17 protein-coding genes are annotated in these 18,444 nt (G+C 62.0%); 12 read left to right on the top strand and 5 right to left on the bottom strand.

What is annotated here, in order from left to right:
• Position 1: 1 nt before the first annotated feature.
• From LDN82_RS01505 to LDN82_RS01490, 4 genes are all read left to right on the top strand, one after another.
• Complete coding sequence (locus LDN82_RS01505; RefSeq protein WP_224166107.1) at positions 2–1,132, top strand: FAD-dependent oxidoreductase; 1,131 nt, start codon at positions 2–4, stop codon at positions 1,130–1,132.
• A gap of 82 nt (positions 1,133–1,214) precedes the next feature.
• Positions 1,215–2,468 (top strand): aspartate aminotransferase family protein, encoded by a 1,254-nt coding sequence (locus tag LDN82_RS01500; RefSeq protein ID WP_224166106.1) that lies wholly within the window; start codon positions 1,215–1,217, stop codon positions 2,466–2,468.
• Between the two features lie 38 nt (positions 2,469–2,506).
• On the top strand, positions 2,507–3,961 hold the full coding sequence (locus LDN82_RS01495; protein ID WP_224166105.1) for an NAD-dependent succinate-semialdehyde dehydrogenase: 1,455 nt from the start codon (positions 2,507–2,509) through the stop codon (positions 3,959–3,961).
• Between the two features lie 39 nt (positions 3,962–4,000).
• The gene (locus tag LDN82_RS01490) at positions 4,001–4,693 is read left to right on the top strand and encodes a GntR family transcriptional regulator (RefSeq protein WP_224166104.1); all 693 of its coding nucleotides are present in this window, start codon (positions 4,001–4,003) and stop codon (positions 4,691–4,693) included.
• A gap of 59 nt (positions 4,694–4,752) precedes the next feature.
• On the opposite strand, the gene LDN82_RS01485 is transcribed toward LDN82_RS01490, so the two are convergent.
• On the bottom strand, positions 4,753–5,109 hold the full coding sequence (locus tag LDN82_RS01485) for a cupin domain-containing protein (protein ID WP_224094847.1): 357 nt from the start codon (positions 5,107–5,109) through the stop codon (positions 4,753–4,755).
• Positions 5,110–5,275: 166 nt separating this feature from the next.
• On the opposite strand from LDN82_RS01485, the gene LDN82_RS01480 reads away from it, so the two are divergent.
• A complete protein-coding gene (locus LDN82_RS01480; protein ID WP_224094845.1) occupies positions 5,276–5,533 on the top strand; it encodes a hypothetical protein in 258 nt (85 codons plus the stop codon).
• Between the two features lie 149 nt (positions 5,534–5,682).
• Positions 5,683–7,839: a glycogen debranching N-terminal domain-containing protein gene (locus LDN82_RS01475; protein WP_224166103.1), complete on the top strand. Its 2,157-nt coding sequence runs from the start codon at positions 5,683–5,685 to the stop codon at positions 7,837–7,839.
• A gap of 3 nt (positions 7,840–7,842) precedes the next feature.
• Here LDN82_RS01475 and LDN82_RS01470 read toward each other — a convergent pair whose 3' ends face one another.
• Positions 7,843–8,088, bottom strand: coding sequence for a hypothetical protein (locus LDN82_RS01470; protein WP_224094841.1), 246 nt, complete (start codon positions 8,086–8,088; stop codon positions 7,843–7,845).
• A 116-nt stretch (positions 8,089–8,204) separates the two neighbouring features.
• Here LDN82_RS01470 and LDN82_RS01465 point away from each other — a divergent pair, with 116 nt between their 5' ends.
• Entirely contained in the window at positions 8,205–10,025 is a 1,821-nt protein-coding gene (locus tag LDN82_RS01465; RefSeq protein WP_224166102.1) for a thiamine pyrophosphate-requiring protein, read from the top strand.
• A gap of 1 nt (position 10,026) precedes the next feature.
• On the opposite strand, the gene ilvD is transcribed toward LDN82_RS01465, so the two are convergent.
• A complete protein-coding gene (ilvD, locus tag LDN82_RS01460) occupies positions 10,027–11,889 on the bottom strand; it encodes a dihydroxy-acid dehydratase (RefSeq protein ID WP_224094837.1) in 1,863 nt (620 codons plus the stop codon).
• An 86-nt stretch (positions 11,890–11,975) separates the two neighbouring features.
• On the opposite strand from ilvD, the gene LDN82_RS01455 reads away from it, so the two are divergent.
• From LDN82_RS01455 to LDN82_RS01440, 4 genes are all read left to right on the top strand, one after another.
• A complete protein-coding gene (locus LDN82_RS01455; RefSeq protein ID WP_224166101.1) occupies positions 11,976–12,809 on the top strand; it encodes a helix-turn-helix transcriptional regulator in 834 nt (277 codons plus the stop codon).
• Between the two features lie 356 nt (positions 12,810–13,165).
• Positions 13,166–13,894 (top strand): hypothetical protein, encoded by a 729-nt coding sequence (locus LDN82_RS01450; RefSeq protein WP_224166100.1) that lies wholly within the window; start codon positions 13,166–13,168, stop codon positions 13,892–13,894.
• Positions 13,895–14,024: 130 nt separating this feature from the next.
• The gene (locus tag LDN82_RS01445; protein ID WP_224167436.1) at positions 14,025–14,732 is read left to right on the top strand and encodes a FadR/GntR family transcriptional regulator; all 708 of its coding nucleotides are present in this window, start codon (positions 14,025–14,027) and stop codon (positions 14,730–14,732) included.
• A gap of 134 nt (positions 14,733–14,866) precedes the next feature.
• Positions 14,867–15,310: a hypothetical protein gene (locus LDN82_RS01440; protein ID WP_224094833.1), complete on the top strand. Its 444-nt coding sequence runs from the start codon at positions 14,867–14,869 to the stop codon at positions 15,308–15,310.
• An 83-nt stretch (positions 15,311–15,393) separates the two neighbouring features.
• Here the strand turns inward: LDN82_RS01440 and LDN82_RS01435 are convergent, their stop codons facing one another.
• Positions 15,394–16,149 (bottom strand): ZIP family zinc transporter, encoded by a 756-nt coding sequence (locus LDN82_RS01435; protein ID WP_224166099.1) that lies wholly within the window; start codon positions 16,147–16,149, stop codon positions 15,394–15,396.
• A gap of 108 nt (positions 16,150–16,257) precedes the next feature.
• On the opposite strand from LDN82_RS01435, the gene LDN82_RS01430 reads away from it, so the two are divergent.
• Positions 16,258–17,151 carry an SGNH/GDSL hydrolase family protein gene (locus LDN82_RS01430; RefSeq protein ID WP_224166098.1) on the top strand — a complete coding sequence of 298 codons (894 nt, stop codon included), beginning with the start codon at positions 16,258–16,260 and terminating at the stop codon, positions 17,149–17,151.
• A gap of 18 nt (positions 17,152–17,169) precedes the next feature.
• Here LDN82_RS01430 and LDN82_RS01425 read toward each other — a convergent pair whose 3' ends face one another.
• A complete protein-coding gene (locus LDN82_RS01425) occupies positions 17,170–18,276 on the bottom strand; it encodes an EAL domain-containing protein (protein ID WP_224094829.1) in 1,107 nt (368 codons plus the stop codon).
• Between the last annotated feature and the right edge of the window lie 168 nt (positions 18,277–18,444).

Genomic DNA, 18,444 nt, shown 5'->3' with positions numbered 1-18,444 from the left:
GATGGATGGAAAACTCGCCGTCATCGGCCTGGGCAGCATCGGAAGCATGGCGCTCTGGCAGGCCTCACGACTGTCCGATTCCGTGGTCGGCTTTGAAGCACACGCCCCGGGCCATGGCAGAAGTGCGGTGGGTGGCGACACCCGGCTTTTCCGGATGCTTTACAGGGGAAGGCCGGACTACTACCCCATCCTGGAACGCTCCCGGGATCTGTGGGCCGAGCTCGAAGCAGAAACGGGACAGGACATCCTCACCCGCTGCGGCGGACTCTCCATCGGTACTGCTGATGGACCATACATTCCCAAGCTGCTGGAAACCACCCGCATCAACGGAGCGAGCCACCAGATCCTCAGCAGGGAGGAGATGGCCGAACGCTACCCGCAACACAATCTCCGGGCTGACGATGTCGCCGTTTACGATCCCTTCGGGGGCGCACTCCGCACGGATCGGGCAGTTACCGCAGCGGTTGCAGCGGCACAGGCCAACGGGGCCACGGTCCTCAGCAATACTCCTGTCAGCAGCATCACCGAAACCAACGACGGCGTTGTGGTCACCTCCGGCGAACAGTCCTGGACATTCGAACGGGTGATCATCGCCTCGGGTGGGTGGTCCCGGCAGCTCATGCCCGATTACCTGAAGGCGCACACGGATACCCGCAGGATTTTCCTGAGCTGGTTCGTCGCCCGCGACGCAACCCGGTTCACCCCGGAGAAGTTCCCCATCTTCATCAGGATTTCCGGTGAACGCTCCATGTATGGGGCGCCCGCGGTGGACGGCGTCACCGTGAAAGCCACCCTCGATGGCCGCGGTGCACCAACCCCCTCCGCGGACTCAGTGCCCAGGGAGCTGACCAAGGCGGAGATTGCGGAAACCATTGAGACGGTGACGGAATTCTTCCCGGACCTGGTTCCCAGCATCGTCCGTTCGGATGCCTTCCCGGATCTGTTCACTTCGGATTCGCAACCCCTCCTTGGCTTCTTTACTGAGCCGGGCAGGATCTACTCCGCCACCGGCTTCTCTGGCGCCGGCTTCAAGATGGCTTCCGGCTACGGCCAGATTGCTGCCAGCGAAGCACTTGGCAAGGGCGGCTTCGACGGGCTGGACTTCGTCCGCCCACAGCGGTTCAAAAAGTAAGCACCACCACACGATTCGCGGGCTAACGGCCCGCGAATCGCGTATTGTTGACAATCTACAGTTACTAAGAAAGTATGAAGCCATGGCAACACTTAGCCCCATCCTGAAGCAGGCCACTCCAGTGGTCGTGGACTACGCGTCCGGTAGTTGGATCCACGCCACAGACGGCAAGAAATACCTGGATTTCACCACCGGAATCGGCGTCACCAGCACCGGCCACTGCCACCCGGACGTAGTGGCCGCAGCCCGCGAACAGGTGGGCAAAATTGTCCATGCCCAGTACACCACCGTGATGCACAAGCCCCTCCTGGAGCTCACGGAACTCCTGGGAGGCGTCCTGCCCCAGGGCCTGGACAGCGTCTTCTACGCAACCTCCGGCTCCGAAGCAGTCGAGGCGTCCATCCGTTTGGCCCGTATGGCAACCGGTCGCCCCAACATCATTTCCTTCCAAGGTGGATTCCACGGGCGCACCGTAGCGGCCGCCTCCTTAACTACCGCGGGAACCAAGTTCCGCTCCGGGTTCTCCCCCATCATGGGCGGAGTGCATGTTGCCCCGTTCCCGCACTGGTACCGATACGGCTGGGACGAAGCCACCGCCGTCGAATTTGCCTTGAAGGAACTCGACCACCTTCTGATGACCATCAGCGCCCCCAGCGATACCGCCGGCTTCATCATCGAGCCAGTCCTGGGTGATGGCGGGTACATCCCAACGCCTGTCGCATTCCTCCAAGGCCTGCGTGAGCGCGCCGACAAGCACGGCATCATACTCATTCTGGACGAGGTCCAGGCCGGGGTCGGCCGCACCGGCAAGTTCTGGGGACACGACTGGGCAGGAATAAGCCCCGACGTCGTTATCACCGCCAAGGGTCTTGCCAGTGGCTTCCCCATCTCCGCAATCGCCGCCTCCGCCGATTTGATGGGCAAGGCGTGGCCTGGTTCCCAGGGTGGAACCTATGGCGGAAACGCAGTCGCGGCAGCAGCCGGCGTCGCAACTTTGGGTGTGATCCGGCGGGAGAACCTCGTGGAGAACGCCTTGCTGCGCGGTGACGAACTGCGGGCAGGACTGGACAACCTGAAAACGGAATTCGCGGGAATCGGCAATGTGCGTGGCCGCGGCTTGATGCAGGGCGTCGAATTCACCGCCGCCGACAACACCCCGGATGCGGCAACTGCCCTCGCCGTCCAACAGGCTGCCATCAAGGAAGAGCTCCTGCTCCTCACATGCGGTCCGCATGGCAACGTCATTCGCCTCATCCCCGCCCTGAATGTCAGCAGCGATGAAATTCAGCAAGGCCTGTCCAAGTTCACGCAAGCGCTCAAGACGGCCACCTCCTAGCCCCGATCACTAGCCCCCTGATCACTGAAAGAGCGACCATGACCACCTCCTTTGATCCCACCACCATCCCAACGGACCTGTTCATTGACGGAACGTGGCAGAAGGCAGCCAGTGGTGCCACCTTCGCCGTTGAGAACCCTGCTACGAACGAAGTGATTGCCCACGTTGCCGACGGCGGTCCTGAAGACGCTGCCCTGGCCATCGAGGCAGCCGGACGTGCCCAGGCTGCCTGGGGAAAGTCCACGGCCCGCGAACGAAGCGATATTCTCCGCCGCGCCTTTGAGCTGGTCATTGCCAACACGGACCGGCTCGCAGCCATCATGACCGCGGAGATGGGCAAGCCGTTGGCAGAAGCAAGGGGCGAGGTGGCCTACGGCGCCGAAATGCTCCGCTGGTTCTCGGAAGAAGCTGTCCGTATTGGTGGTGACAGTGCGGCCTCCGTTGATGGAAATACCCGCATCCTCATCACCAAGGAACCGGTTGGCCCCTCAGTCCTGGTCACTCCGTGGAACTTCCCGCTTGCCATGGGTGCCCGCAAGATCGCTCCCGCGGTCGCTGCCGGCTGCACCATGGTGTTCAAACCTGCTGAGCTGACGCCGCTGACGTCGCTGGCCTTGGTCGCCCTCTTCAAGGAGGCCGGTCTTCCCGACGGCGTGCTGAATGTTGTGACGACGTCCACCGCCTCCACGGTGGTTCGGACCTGGACCGACAGCGGCATCGCACGCAAGATCAGCTTCACCGGTTCAACCGAAGTGGGCAAGGTCCTGCTGAAGCAGGCGGCCGACAACGTGATGCGCTCCTCCATGGAACTGGGCGGTAACGCCCCGTTCATCGTCCTGGCCGATGCAGACATCGAAAAAGCCGTGGACGGTGCCATGAAGGCGAAGATGCGGAACATGGGCGAGGCTTGCACGGCAGCAAACCGCTTCTTCGTCCACCGTTCAGTGGTAGAGGAATTTGGCGAGAAGTTCTCCAAAAAGATGTCAGAATTGCAGGTAGGCAACGGCGCTGTGACTGGCACCGACGTCGGGCCCCTCATCGAGCAGAAGGGCCTGGAAAAGGTCGAAAGCCTCGTTGCAGATGCGGTCTCCAAGGGAGCGCGTGTGCTGACCGGCGGAAGCCGTCCGGAAGGCCCCGGCTACTTCTACACCCCCACCGTCCTGGTGGACGTGCCCATGGACGCCGCACTGATGAGCACGGAAATCTTCGGCCCCGTCGCCGCGATCACCGCGTTCGACAGTGAGGACGAAGTCCTCCGCCTGGCCAACGATACCGAGTGGGGCCTGGTGGGGTACGTATTCACGGAGAGCATGGACAAGGCACTGCGGTTCTCTGCGGAACTGGAAGTTGGAATGGTCGGACTGAACACCGGCCTGGTTTCCAACCCCGCGGCACCGTTCGGCGGCGTCAAGCAATCCGGACTCGGACGCGAGGGCGGGAAAATTGGAATCGAAGAATTCCTGGAGTACAAGTACACCGCAATAGCGGTCTAGCAGTTTCAAATTGCCGAAGCATGGAATGAGGGGATGTCAATGGCGGCACCGGAGGGAATGTTCGTATTGGAAGGCCGGCCCACGGCACAGCTGATCGCTGACCAGCTGCGTGAGCTCATTGTCCAAGGGGCGTTCAGCCCTGGACAGCAGGTCAATGAGTCTGCGTTGGCCAGCCAGCTGAACACTTCGCGGGGTCCGCTCCGCGAGGCACTCCAGCGGCTATGCCAGGAGGGCATCCTCGTGAGCAAGCGCAACCGCGGCGTCTTCGTGCTTGAGCTTTCCACGCAGGACGTCAAGGAGATCTACGCCGTTCGCGAAGCCGTGGAGTTGGCCGCTGCCAACACGCTGTTGGACTCGGACCCGGAGCACGTGGCGGACACGTGCCGGGAGCTCAAGGGCATCATCCGGAATATGGCCAAGCAGGTTGCAGCCTCCGACTGGCAGGCCATTGCGCGCCTCGACATGCAGTTTCACACCGCCTTCGTTTCAGGCACCGGAAACACGCGGCTCATACGTATCTATGAGACTCTTGCCGCGGAATCCAGGATGTGCATTTTGAGCCTGGAGGTGGCGTATCCCCGCATTGACGCGCTGGTGCAGGAACACCAGATGATCCTGGACCTCCTTGAGGCGCGTGACCGGGACGGACTTCAGCAGGCTATCAAACGCCACATGCAGAAGGCCGTAGAGGACCTCACTGCCAGCCCGGAAGCAACGGGAATTACCGCTTAGGAAAGTCCCCATAAAGGAAGGGCCCGGTTCATTGTGAACCGGGCCCTTCCTTTATGGAATTAGTTTGCGGGAACGTCCGTGACAACCCACATCTTCCGCAGCGTCTCGTGGATGGTCCAGGTGCCCGTCCATCCCGCCGGAGTAACGAACAACGTTCCGGGGCCGATGTCGAAGCTGGTTCCGTCTTCTTCAGTGATGGTCCCCTTGCCGCTGAGGATCTGGCAGATCTCGTCGTAACCGGGGCGCGTGCTCTTGAACACGCCCGGCGTAACCTCCCAGATGCCCGTCTTGTGGCCGTCGCGGGCCCACAGGCGGAACGAGACCTCAGTCTGGCCAGGTGTGCTGGTGGTTGCTTTCGGGATGTGCTCCCCCGGGTCCTGCGTTGTTGCGTCGCTCATGACAGTGGCCTTGATCATGGATTCTCCTTCTGGGACTGCGCCCTCTTGAACGTGCCTGCCGTCTTTGGAAAGCACAGTTTCCATCCTAGCAATTGTCAACAATCGACGATAGGCTTAATGGAGAAATATTCACCCCGACGCCCTGTCATCCACGCCGGCCCCGTCACCAAGGAGAACACTCCCCATGAAACTCATCTGGAAAAGCAGCCTGGAAAGTACTCCTGCCGCGTGCAGCGCGCAAAGCCGGAGGATATCGCTCTGGAACTCCCTGGAAGCCGGAGATGTAGTTTCCCTCAGCCTGCGCGGCTTTGAGTACCACAGGGGAACCGTGGATGACCGGACTGCGGACGGACAAACGATCTGGGTCATAGACCGCATCGGCGAACGGCGGCTTTTCCACATCGACGATGACTACGATCTGCTGGTCGCCTCCCAAGGCTGACGGCCCCCGGATTCACAGCGCAAAGCAACAGCCATCAAGGCCCTAGCCCCGGCAGCCAGGCAAGAGTACCGTCGAGGTGACGATGTAGCAGGACAGCCGGGAGCCCGGTACAGGGACTGGCCGCCCTTGGTTCTCAGAGGAGCCTTACAGTGGCTGGATGGAATGCGGATACAGCAGCCGGACCCCTCGGCGCCGGCACTGTCACCTTGGTGGAAGGCACGTCCTTCTGCATCTCCCTGCCCAATGGGGACATTCACCCGGACCATCCCCACGGCATGTTTTTCCAGGACACCCGGGTCCTGTCCGATTGGGTCCTCACCATCAACGGCCAGTCGCTGGAGCCACTGACCGCCCAGACAAAAGAGCCTTACAGGGCAGCCTTTGCCGGGCGCGTCACACGATCTGACGGGTATGCGGATACGCCGCTGATCGTGGAGCGCTTGCGGGAAGTAGGCGTGGGAATGGTGGAGCATGTGACCGTCCGCAACCATTCGATGGAACCCGTGGAATGTTTGGTCGAATTTGCAGTGGGCGCGGACTTCGCGGACGTTTTCGAAGTCAAGGAAGCGCGGGTCCAGAGGCAGTGGGAGGAGTCCCGCGTGTACCAACACAACACACTGACCATCCGCTCCCGTTGGCAGGATGTCCGGAAGTCCGTCGTCGTAAGTTCCGATGTTGCCGAGGCGACCCGCGAAGGCCTCAGGCACCGGACCACTATCCCTCCACGCGGGCACTGGAGCACCGTGGTCACCATTGCTCCCGGAACCGAGGGAGGGGCGCCTGCGGCGCCTGTGGTGCGTCCCGCCGTCGGCGAACTATCCCGCAGCGATCAGCGTCGCCAGGAATGGGTGGCCAAAATTCCCGTGCTGCACATGGGCAACCACTCCATCGAGAGGACGCTGCGGCGCAGCTATGACGATCTTGGCGCCCTACGCATTGAAGACCCCACGCACCCGGACAGGGTGGTTGTGGCAGCAGGAGCGCCGTGGTTCATGACGCTGTTTGGCCGCGACTCCCTCTGGGCTTCGGAGATGGCCATGCCCGTTGATCCTTCCCTCGCCCTGGGCACTCTGCAAACGCTTGCTGACCGGCAGGGCAAGGTGGTGGATCCCATCAGCGAGGAAGAGCCCGGGAAGATCCTGCACGAGGTCAGGCTGGACGTCTCCAGCGGTCTGTCGCTCGGCGGCAAATCCGTTTACTACGGCAGCATCGATGCCACTCCGCTGTTCGTCGTGTTGCTGGGTTCGGTCAGCCGGTGGGGGTTCGCCAAGGACACCATTGCGGCCTTGCTGCCCAACGCGGACCGGGCCCTGGACTGGATCCGGGACTATGGCGACAGGGACGGTGATGGATTCGTCGAGTATCAGCGGCTCAATGACCGCGGGCTGATCAACCAGGGCTGGAAGGACTCGTGGGACGGCATCAATTTTGCGGATGGGCGCCTCGCGGAGCCGCCTATCGCTCTCTGCGAGGTTCAGGCGTACGTCTATGACGCGTACATGGCCCGGGCGTGGATAGCGTACGACGCCGGAGACGCACCTTTGGCGCGGGAACTAGCCGATCGGGCAGCGGAGTTAAAAGTCCGGTTCAACGAGCAATTCTGGATGCCCGACCGCGGCTATTACGCCATCGCTCTGGATGGCAGGAAACGGCAGGTTGACGCTTGCGCGTCGAACATGGGCCACTGCCTCTGGGTGGGGTTGGTGGACGAAGACAAGGCGCCGCTCGTGGCCGAACGGCTGATGTCTCCTGAGATGTTCAGCGGCTGGGGAGTGCGCACCCTCGGAACCGACATGGGCGCATACAACCCGGCCAGCTACCACAATGGTTCTGTTTGGCCGCACGATAACGCCGTGATTGCCGCCGGCCTGATGCGCTACGGGTTCGTGGAAGAGGCCCAACGAATTTCGACGGCGCTGCTCGAAGCTGCCGACTACTCCGAGGGTCGCCTGCCGGAGCTGTTCTGCGGCTTCAGCCGGGAGCAATACAGCGAGCCCGTACCGTATCCCACCGCGTGCTCACCGCAGGCGTGGGCAGCCACTTCGCCCATCCAGTTGGTCACCAGCCTGATGAGATACGACGCCCATGTGTCCCGTGGCGGGTTCTGGATGGATCCCCAACTGCCGGCGTCCTACGGGGACCTGCATATCACCAATGCGCCTATGGGTGGTGGCCGGGTAACCATCGATATCGCGGATTCCGTTCCCACCGTGCAGGGGCTTCCGGAAGGGATGGTCTTCCATAGAGGACACCGGCCCTGGTTGACCGAACTTGTGGAGCAGGCCGGCCTTCGGAAGAAGGGCTGACTGCTATGAGGTTGGCATCAAATCGGCTGCGGGACGGGCGGCTGTTTCGCCCACGATGCCGGCTGCTTCGCGCATGATCCAGAGAGCCGGGGTGCCGTGCAGGGCGGGCATCACCTCACCCTTGATAATGAGGCGCGTGGCCCGTGGATCTCCCGCGACAGACCACCATCCGGTCTTGGGGCAGTGGTGCCCCGTGCGCGATGTTTCAACGGGCTCTGGAGCCAGGGTAGCGGGGCGTCGCTTCTTCATGGGAGGTCCTTCACTCAAGGGGCTTTCAGCGGATGCGAAGCCCGGTTTCAGGTAGTGAACCAAGCGTAGCAATTGTCAACAATTGACGATAGTACCTAGCGAAGGGAATTTCCGGCGTGGCCCAGCGGACAGTTTCGGATCTCATCGTTGAACGCCTTCAAGCGTGGGGCGTGGACAGGGTCTTCGGATACAGCGGGGACGGCATCAACGGCTTCATGGGCGCGCTCCGCAGAGCCCAGGATGCGGTGGAATTCGTGCAGGCAAGGCACGAAGAAGCAGCCGCCTTCATGGCCGTGGGGCACGGAAAATACACTGGCGGCGTCGGGGTGGTGACTTCGACCCAAGGCCCGGGCGCCATCCACCTGCTCAACGGACTCTACGATGCCAAAATGGACAGCGTTCCAGTGGTGGCGATCATTGGCCAGCAAAGCACCACCGTCCTGGGCTCGGGCTACATGCAGGAAATCGACCTGCTGACCGTGTTCAAGGACGTTGCGGCACAATTTGCACAGCTCGCCAGCTCTCCCGAACAGGCATCCATGCTCCTGGATCGCGCGTTCCGCACAGCACTGGAGACGAAGTCCCCCTGCGTCGTGATCATCCCCCACGACATCCAGTCAGCCGAGGCACCCGAGCTCGAACATGAGCACGGAATCGTTGTCACCGCCCCTGTATGGCACCCCGCACGAGTGATGCCACGCGAGGAAGACCTGATCGCCGCCGTCGAGATCCTTTCCAAAGGTGAGCGGGTAGCGTTCCTGGTGGGCCAGGGAGCGCGGGGTGCCCGGACCGAGGTCCAAGCGCTGGCCGAAAAGCTGCAGGCCGGCATCACCACCAGCCTGCTGGGAAAGCCGTACGTCGACGAGACGCTGCCCTTCGCTGCCGGCACCATGGGCCACCTCGGCACTTCTGCCAGCGCCTACGTCCTGGACAACTGCGACACGCTGCTGATTATCGGCTCCAACGATCCCTGGACGGAGTTCTATCCAAAGCCCGGTACTGCCGCAGCTGTCCAGATCGACATTGATGGCCGGCAGATCGCCAACCGCTACCCCGTGGAGGTTGGAGTGGTGGGCGATGCGGGCGCGTCGCTGGCCGAGCTCACCCAGCGGCTCGATCAGCAGCCCAACCAGCCGGAAAGCGCAAGGGCCAAGTGGCGTTCCGACGTCGAAACGCAGGTGCGCGCCTGGCGTCACCTTTCAGAGGAACGCGCCAACATACCCGCAGATCCCGTGAACCCGGAACTCGTGGTCCGCGAACTCAACGGCAGGCTTCCGGACAACGCACAGTTGAGTATCGACGTCGGCAGTTGCGTTTACTGGTACGCCCGCCAGCTGACCCTCCCGCCGGGAGTCCCGGCCCATCTCAGCGGCACGCTCGCCAGCATGGGATGCGCGATTCCCTACGGCCTGGCTGCCAAGCTTGCTTACCCGGACCGGCCCCTGGTGGCCTTTGCCGGCGATGGGGGGATGCAGATGCTGGGCATTGCGGAGTTGATCACCGTGGCGCATCGATGGCGCAACTGGTCCGATCCCCGGTTCGTGGTGTGCGTTTTCAACAACCGCGACCTTGCCGAGGTCTCCTGGGAGCAGCGCGAAAACGAAGCCGAACCGCGGTTCAACGCCAGCCAGGAGATCCCGGACTTTCCTTATGCCGACTATGCGGAGCTGCTGGGCCTGGCCGGAATACGGGTGGAGGACCCGGCCAAGCTCGGCGATGCGTGGGATTACGCGTTCTCGCTGGACCGCCCTGCAGTCCTGGAGGTCCTGACTGACCCGGACATCCCGCTCCTTCCGCCCTTCCCTGCCGCGGGAAAGAAGCTGGAAGACATGCGGTCCGCGCTGGCAGCTGAAGGCGCCGACGGCGGCCGCGCCCGGAAGCTTCTGGACAGCTATGCGGAGGCCGGGTCCCGGCTTCGGGACCCGGCCGGAACGTAGCCTAGAGGTTTTCCACCAAAGAGACGTCGCGCACGGCGCCCTTGTCCGCCGACAATGCCATGGCGGCGTAGGCACGCAGCGCAGGCGACACCTGGCGGTCGCGGTTCTTCGGCTTGTAACCGCCGTTGACTTCAAGTTTTTCGCGGCGTTCGGCGAGGATTTCGTCGGAGACCTGCAACTGGAGGGAGCGCGTTGTGATGTCGATACTGATGATGTCACCGTTCTCAACCAGCGCGATGGCACCGCCGGAGGCGGCCTCAGGGGAGATGTGTCCGATCGAAAGCCCGGAGGTTCCGCCCGAGAAGCGGCCGTCCGTGATGAGGGCGCACTTCTTGCCCAGGCCGCGTCCCTTGAGGAACGACGTCGGGTAGAGCATTTCCTGCATGCCCGGGCCACCCCTGGGGCCTTCGTAGCGGATGACCACCACGTCGCCTTCCTTGACCGTCTTGTTCAGGATCATTTCCACGGCTTCGTCCTGCGACTCGCACACAACTGCCGGGCCTTCGAAGGTCCAGATGGACTCGTCCACGCCTGCGGTCTTCACCACAGCGCCATCCACTGCTACGTTGCCGCGCAGCACCGCCAGGCCGCCGTCCTTGGAGTAGGCGTGCTCCACGGAACGGATGCAGCCGCCCTCAGCGTCGGTGTCCAGGGAGGTCCACTGGTTTGACTGCGAGAAGGCTGTGGAGGAGCGGACGCCGCCGGGAGCTGCATGCCACAGGGCCTGGGCCTCCTCGGTGGCCTTGCCGCCGCGGATGTCCCAGTCGTCCAGCCAGCCGTCCAAATCGTTGGAGTGCACGGAGTGGACGTTCTTGTGCAGGAGGCCACCGCGGTTCAGCTCACCCAGCAGTGCGGGGATGCCCCCGGCGCGGTGCACATCTTCCATGTAGTAGGTCTTGTCTCCGGCCACGTTCGGGGCCACCTTGGCCAGGCAGGGCACCTGGCGGGACTTGGCGTCCATCTCGGCCAGCCCGTAGTCCACGCCCGCTTCCTGGGCCGCGGCCAGCAGGTGCAGGATCGTGTTGGTGGAGCCGCCCATGGAGATATCCAGTGCCATCGCGTTGTCAAAAGCCTCGGCAGTGGCGATGGAGCGCGGCAGTACGGAGTCGTCGTCGCCGTCGTAATAGCGCTTCACCAGCTCGACGATTGTGGCGCCGGCTTTCTCGTACAGCGCCTTGCGGGCGGTGTGGGTCGCGAGCACTGAGCCGTTGCCGGGCAGGGCCAGGCCGATGGCCTCGGCGAGGCAGTTCATGGAGTTGGCCGTGAACATGCCCGAGCAGGAGCCGCAGGTGGGGCAGGCGTTTTCTTCAATGAGGTTGATGTCTTCATCGGAGATGGATTCGTCCACGGCGTCGGCAATTGCGTTCACCAGGTCCAGGGAGCGCACGGACCCGTCTGTGAGTGTCACGCGGCCAGCCTCCATGGGACCGCCGGAAACAAACACCACGGGGATATTCAGGCGCAGGGCAGCCATGAGCATGCCCGGGGTGATCTTGTCGCAGTTGGAGATACAGACCAGTGCGTCGGCGCAGTGGGCGTTGACCATGTACTCAACGGAGTCTGCGATCAGGTCGCGGGACGGCAGGGAGTAGAGCATGCCCGAGTGGCCCATGGCGATGCCGTCGTCCACGGCGATGGTGTTGAATTCGCGCGGCACTGCACCGGCGGCGAGGATCGCATCGGAGACGATCCGGCCCACGGGAGCAAGGTGGGTGTGGCCGGGAACGAACTCGGTGAAGCTGTTGGCGACGGCGATGATCGGCTTACCGATGTCCGTGTTGGCGACGCCGGACGCGCGCAGCAGTGCGCGGGCACCGGCCATGTTGCGGCCGTGGGTAACTGTTCTGGAGCGAAGTGCAGGCATGTATACCATCCTGCTTTGGTGCGCTATGGCGCGGAAGACGGTGTTGCTACTAGTAGTGAAAGTACCAGAGTAATAGTGTTGGACGGGTGAAAGATGAGAGGCGCAAGGAGCTGGGACTTTTCCTCAGGACGCGCCGGAACCAAGCCCTGCGTTCAGACTATGGTCTTCCTCCAGTGGGGCGGAGCCGGGAGCGCGGCCTCCGCCGGGAAGAGATCGCATTTTTGTCCGGCGTCAGCGTCACCTGGTACACCTGGCTTGAGCAAGGCCGGGATATCAGCCCTTCCCGGCAGGTGCTCGAGGCCGTAGCCCGCACGCTGCATCTATCCGACACAGGCCTCAGCTACGTTCTGTCCTTAGGCGGCTATTCGTCCGCCATGCCAAAGGGGCCCGTTGCGGCTGATGCTCCCCCGCACGTGCAACGGCTACTGGACGCCCTGGATCCCAACCCGGCCTATGCACTTTCGCCGGACTGGGGCGTTGCCGGCTGGAACAAGGCCTACGAGGCCCTGTACCCGAACATTGGAACCTTCGACGCCTCCGATAGGAACCTGTTGTGGCTCGTGTTCACGGATCCGTACGTCCGTGACCTTCTCCCCGATTGGGACGTGACCAGCAAGCGGTTCCTTGCCGAGTTCCGCGCCGAGACCGGTCAGCGACTTGGCGATCCCGATGTTGAGTTTCAAGTTGAACGGCTTAAGCAAGCCAGCCCGGAGTTCCAGGAGAGCTGGGACCGCTACGACATCCTGGGCTTCGAGTCCCGGGAACGGCTTTTCCATCACCCGGCGGTGGGCGTACTGCAGCTGGAGCACCACCAGGTCTCTCCGTCTGACAGGCCGGATCTCCACATCGTTGTCTACACACCGGCGCCCGGCAGCGATGCAGGTGAGCAGATGCAGCGGCTGATGGGGAACGGCAACTAGCGACATTGTTGGGAAACCAGCGGCCAGGTTGCTTGACAGAACTGGCGCTTCGTCGATTTTGCAACACGCATTGCTACCTATTAGGTGTGCGTGATAATCAGAATGTGACGCAGAATATTTGTCACCTTCTGAAGATATAACTATCGGAATAGCGCGCCCTCGAGACGGTCAATTGATAACCTCATCAAAGTATTGACAATAATCACGCAGACCCTTGAGACTGATCCCACGGCCAGCACGTCTAGGCTTCGCCGACTACCAGGAAAGCCAGAGTTCTCCGTAATGGCAGGTTGGGTAATAACGGAAGCTTTGAATCCTGCTGGTTATCATCCACAGTCCAAGGGAAGAACTGCATAATGAACAAGCTTGGACCATCATTGACATGTGCGGGACTGGCGATAATGGTCGGGCTCACAGCTTGCGCGTCCGAAGCGCCGAAGCGCGGGCAAGAATTAGATCAGCAGCCTGGGGTGACTGCATCAATGCAACCCAAGGATGCCTACGCCAATATCCCTCTTGACCAAATTGAGGAGGCGGTGACAGACATTGATTTTCTCTGGGATCCCGGGGATCCCCTTTACGGATATAACAACTATCCGATCGTTGCGCGCGTTTATATCGAGTCAATCGACGGCGGACGCACATTCATCCCCATTTCGAACCAAAGTGTCTTCCCGCAGACCGTTGGCAAGATGACGATTCGCGAAGTTTACAAGGGTGACGTCAAGCCAGGTGCACGAGTAACATATTCCCGCGCCGGCGGAACCGTAACTTACGAGGATTACTGGAGCAGCCTCAATCAGGCACAAAAGGACAAGATACTCGGCTTGAATCACGGCGGGAAGCCAGGCGACACGAAGTACGTTCAAGCAAAGATCATGGACGACATCGATGTTGAGTTGGGCAAGGAATACCTGGCATTCCTCCTACCGGAATCTTCCACTGATGGAAAACTCCACGAATATTTGATTACCGGATACCAGTACGGCCTCAGGGAAGCCAAAGGGTCCGGTGCCGCTGCAACGGTCCTCAACAACCAGACGCATACGTGGGAGAGTCTCGGCAGGTTCGTAAAGTTGCCCTAGCTTTCAGCTGGATCAGTCGCAGCGCCCGCGCCTCCTGGTTCCTGCACCCAACCGGAGTTCCCGTCAAGCAGTGCAACTCCCCGCGTAACAACTTGCCCCGCTCTGTGAGCCATGCCATATTCGTTCCATGATCAGCCTGTTGGACAGCTGGACTGCTGGACAAACCAAAGTCGTTAGGGTCGGTGCCGCCGAGGCGGTGCTTGCCACCCTGAGGGCTGCCATCGAAGACGGCAGCCTTCCAGTAGGTTCGCGCCTGGATTCGGAAGCCACGTTGGCGCAGCAGTTCGGCGTCAGCAGGACCATGGTGCGCGAGGCCCTGAAGTCTTCAAACGCCTTGGGCCTGACCGTAACCCGGACGGGCAAGGGCACTTTCGTCATCGCCGACAAAGTTGGCCAGGACCTGAAACTGGGCAAATACTCGGCGCGCGAACTCCTGCAGGCACGGCCTCACATTGAAGTGCCGGCCGCAAGCTTGGCCGCGGAACACCGCAGCCAGCAGGATGTCGAATCACTCCGGGAAATCCTGCGGGCCATGGATGAAGAAGATGATCTGGAACAGTGGGTCATCCTCAATTCAGAATTCCATGCGATCATCGCCCGCAGCAGTGGCAATGGCGTCTTCGCATCGATGCTTTCCGACATCGAGGAAGCCATGGCCAACCAGTCCAGCACCTTGAACCAGGTAGTGGACCGGAGGAAGGAATCCGGCCTCGAGCACGCGGCCATTTTTGAAGCCATCGAAAATGGCTCGGCTCAAGATGCCGGAATCGCCATGATGCGGCACCTTCATGGCGTAGAAGGATCGCTTGGGGCTGTCCTACCGGTCCCGGCGCCCTAAAGCGCTGGGTCGAACGGCAGCCCACCGCACCATTCGGACGGGTTCAACGACGAATCCGCATCGCCTCAATGCGCCCCTTTGGGTGCCTGACCATAGGAAATGATGACAAAAAAGTCGACCGCTTGGACACGGCCATGACAACGACTTCCATCAAAGCCCCCACCCGAACCCAACTCACCAGAAGCCAAATCCTCAACTACCTTGCTCGCAATGGCGCAAGCAAAGTATCAGACATCACCCACGGCGTCACAGCCTGCAAAGATACCGTCAAGGCCCGCCTCTCCGAACTGGAGGAAGAAGGATCCATCCGGGCAAACGTTCCCGCCGATATCCGCGGAAGAACCACGCCCTACTACTCGCTCACCACAGCCGGGCTTCCGCCGGAGACACCAAAAACAGTCATCACGGTGCATATCAAGCACGCTGCTGACGGCCGGTTAACCTTGGCATTCGACGACTACCCGGGGCTCACAACTACAGCCCGGAGCTTCATCGATATACCGGAGGCTGCCCGCAACGCCGCATCACGTTACACCGGCCACCCCGAGGCCAGCTTCGCAGTACACATCCGCTTCTGAAAGAACGACGGCGGTACGCGCCATAGGTGCGTCCCGCCGTCGTTCTTCTGCCTAGCGGCTTATCACCCGCCCGTGCCGCCCCCTCAACCTCCCGTGCGATGGATGGTGAATGCGGTGAGGAAGCCTACAGCTGCAGTCAACCCGGTCAGGTTGTGGTGTTCCTCGAAGGCCTCAGGAATCATCGTGTCGGCAAGCATGGCCAGTATGCCGCCTGCGGCGATAGCGGTGATGAAGGCGATCAGGGCCTCGGGTGCGTTTTCCAGCGCCGTGTATCCCAGCAGGGAGGCAAGCCCGCTGAAGACGGCTATCCCGGTCCACGTTCCAAAAACATAGACCCGGCTGCGCCCCGCTTTCTTCATCCCCGCTGTGCTGGACAGTCCTTCAGGAACATTGGAAATGAAAACTGCGGCGAGCATGGCAGGACTGACGGTGCCTGAAGCTAGAAGCCCAAGCCCGAGGACCACCGATTCGGGCACGCCATCGATGAGTGCGCCAACCGCAATGGCCGTGCCGCTGCCTGGCGAGTCCTTCTCGGAGGGCTGCCGTCCGCCGGAGCGCTTGCGGTGCTTGGCGCCTGCACGGTTCAGGAGAACGTTCGAACCGACAAAGATCACAGCCCCCGCAAGGAATCCTCCGATCGTCGGCAACAGGCCGCCGCCCTCCACCGCCTCATCGACGAGCTCGAAGGCGAGTGCCGAAATCAGCACGCCTGCGCCGAAGGCCATGATGGTTGATACAACCTTTGGCGGGACTTTCCATAGCCAGGCGATTCCGGATCCAAGGACCAACGCCCCTCCGGCAACAGTTCCCCACATCAGCGCCTGCAGCCACATCGGCATGATTCCTTGCCCTTCCACGCAACCGGCTCGAACCTGCATGGTAAGCACACTTACTACCGATCCGCACAACCCATGGCGTTGCGCCGCGGGAGAGCGCAATATGGGGGAATGAACGCGCCCAGCGCCGACGGTCGTGGCCGGAATGGAAGTCCGGCGCAGGGTGGTCCCGCCGGATTCGGGACCCGCCTGCACCCGTGGAGCCGCTACGTGGCGATGGGCGATTCCTTTACTGAAGGGGTAGGCGATCCGGAGCCCGGCAGCCCCGGCGGTCTGAGGGGCTGGGCAGACAGGGTCGCTGAAGAATTGAGCGCCGGCCACGAGGACTTCGCGTACGCCAACCTTGCAGTGCGCGGCCGGCTGCTCCACCAGATCCTGGAAGAGCAGATGGGCCCGGCCCTTGACCTGCAGCCGGATCTCATTACGCTCAACGCCGGTGGAAATGACCTGCTGTTCCACCGGAGCGATCCCGACAAACTGGCCCTCGAACTTGATTCCGGCGTGAAGGTCCTGGCGGACACAGGCGCAACAATCCTGCTGTTCGCGGGCCCCGACTGGGGTGCAACCCCGGTACTCGGACATGCCCGTGGCAAAGTAGCCATCTTCAACGAAAACATGCGCATCATCGCCGCCCGCCACGACGCCGTGATCGCCGACCTCTGGGCGTTGCGCCAGCTCACCAACCCGCAAATGTGGGATCCGGACCGGCTGCATTTCTCCCCGCTGGGCCAACACACCATCGCCATGATGGTGCTGGATACGCTCAATGTCCCGCACACTTTGGAGCCGATGGTTCCTAAGGCCCTGCCTCCACGCACGTGGCGGGAGGCGAGGGCGGACGACATCGTCTGGGCGCGGGAACATCTGGTTCCCTGGGTTCTTCAACGTCTCACGCAAAGGCTGGCCGAGGACAACCGACACCCCAAGCGACCGGATCCCGGGCCTGTTTTTGGCGCCGGAATGCCGCCGGGGACGTATGTGGGGACGGATCCGCACGAACAGTGATCGCGAACCCTGAAGAAACTAGCCCGTCGGCTGGGCCTCAGCTTGCGCGCGGATGCTCCAGGCGGACCAGTCCAAGGGGTGAACCGAGGGGCGTCCGAGCAAATATCCCTGGGCGGCAGTCACCTTTAACGCCGTGACTTCCTTGAGTTCTGAGGGAGTTTCAATGCCCTCCGCAACCACCGCAGCTCCAACTTCCCGGGCAAGCTCGACCACTGCCCTGGCACGGATCCGTTGTCCCTCGCTGCCTTCGATACCTTCAATGAGATGGCGGTCGAGTTTGATGATGTCCGGGCTCAGCTCGCTCAGGAGGTCCATGGAAACGAAACCTGCCCCGGAGGCGCTGACAGCAACACGCAGGCCGAGCGAGCGCAACTGGCCGAGTCCGTCGTCGCGCGTTTGGCCTTCCAAGGGTTCCAGGCTGCCGGTTAGTTCCACGATGATCCGTTCCGGCGCCAGCGACGCAGCAGCAAGCAGGTTCCGTACCCTTGGGTCACGGGAGGTCGCCGGAGTGAGGTTCAAGGCAACATACATGTCATGGGGGACGTCCTTGGCTGCAGTCAGCGCGCAGTGAAGGGCTGCGATCTCCAATTCAGTCCCCAGGCCCGCTTCCGCGGCCTCGCGGAACCAGACATCCGCGCCCGCGCCGTCCTCACCGACAAACCTGGTCAACGCTTCGACGCCCACCACATTTCCGTCAGGCAGTGCATGGACCGGCTGGAAGGCCGTCAACAAGAGCTTGTCCGCCAGTATTGCCTGGATGTCTTCCCGAACCTCCTGGCTGACGGGAACGGTCACCGTGCGCGCCGCATCGGAGGACTCAAGGTGGACACTGGAAACTTCCCGTAGAAGCGGAACCGCCGGCTCCGGGGCCGGAACCTTCCGTGTTTCCAGCAGGTGCTCCAGCAAAGCGCCCTGGGGATCATCCGGACGAGCCTCCATGAGCTGGCGGAGCTTGTTCCTGGGCCCTTCACTCTTCGGATCGGAATCACCGAGGATGGCATCGATGATGTCCATCACCTGTTCGCGCATGGTCATGTCCCGGGCAGAGGTGGACGCCTCGACGTCCTCCGCTGATGGGTGGTCAGCACCGCCGCCCGGTGGAAAAGAGCCCGCTTCTTGAGCCATTGAATATTCCTTTATGAGTATCCCCCGCTGGCTAAGCCAGACATGACCTGAACCCGAAAAAGCATGGGCCCTGCCACGAATCTTACAGAGAAACTCCGCGTTCCAGTTAGGGGCCTGATGCAGTCCAGGAAAACCGTGTCGTGCGGCAGCCAGCACTGGGATGCTAGA

The sequence above is a fragment of the Arthrobacter sp. StoSoilA2 genome (assembly GCF_019977195.1).
Classification (GTDB): Bacteria; Actinomycetota; Actinomycetes; order Actinomycetales; family Micrococcaceae; genus Arthrobacter.
The sequence above is the reverse complement of the archived record's forward strand: the minus strand, read 5'-3'. Positions and strand labels throughout refer to the sequence as shown.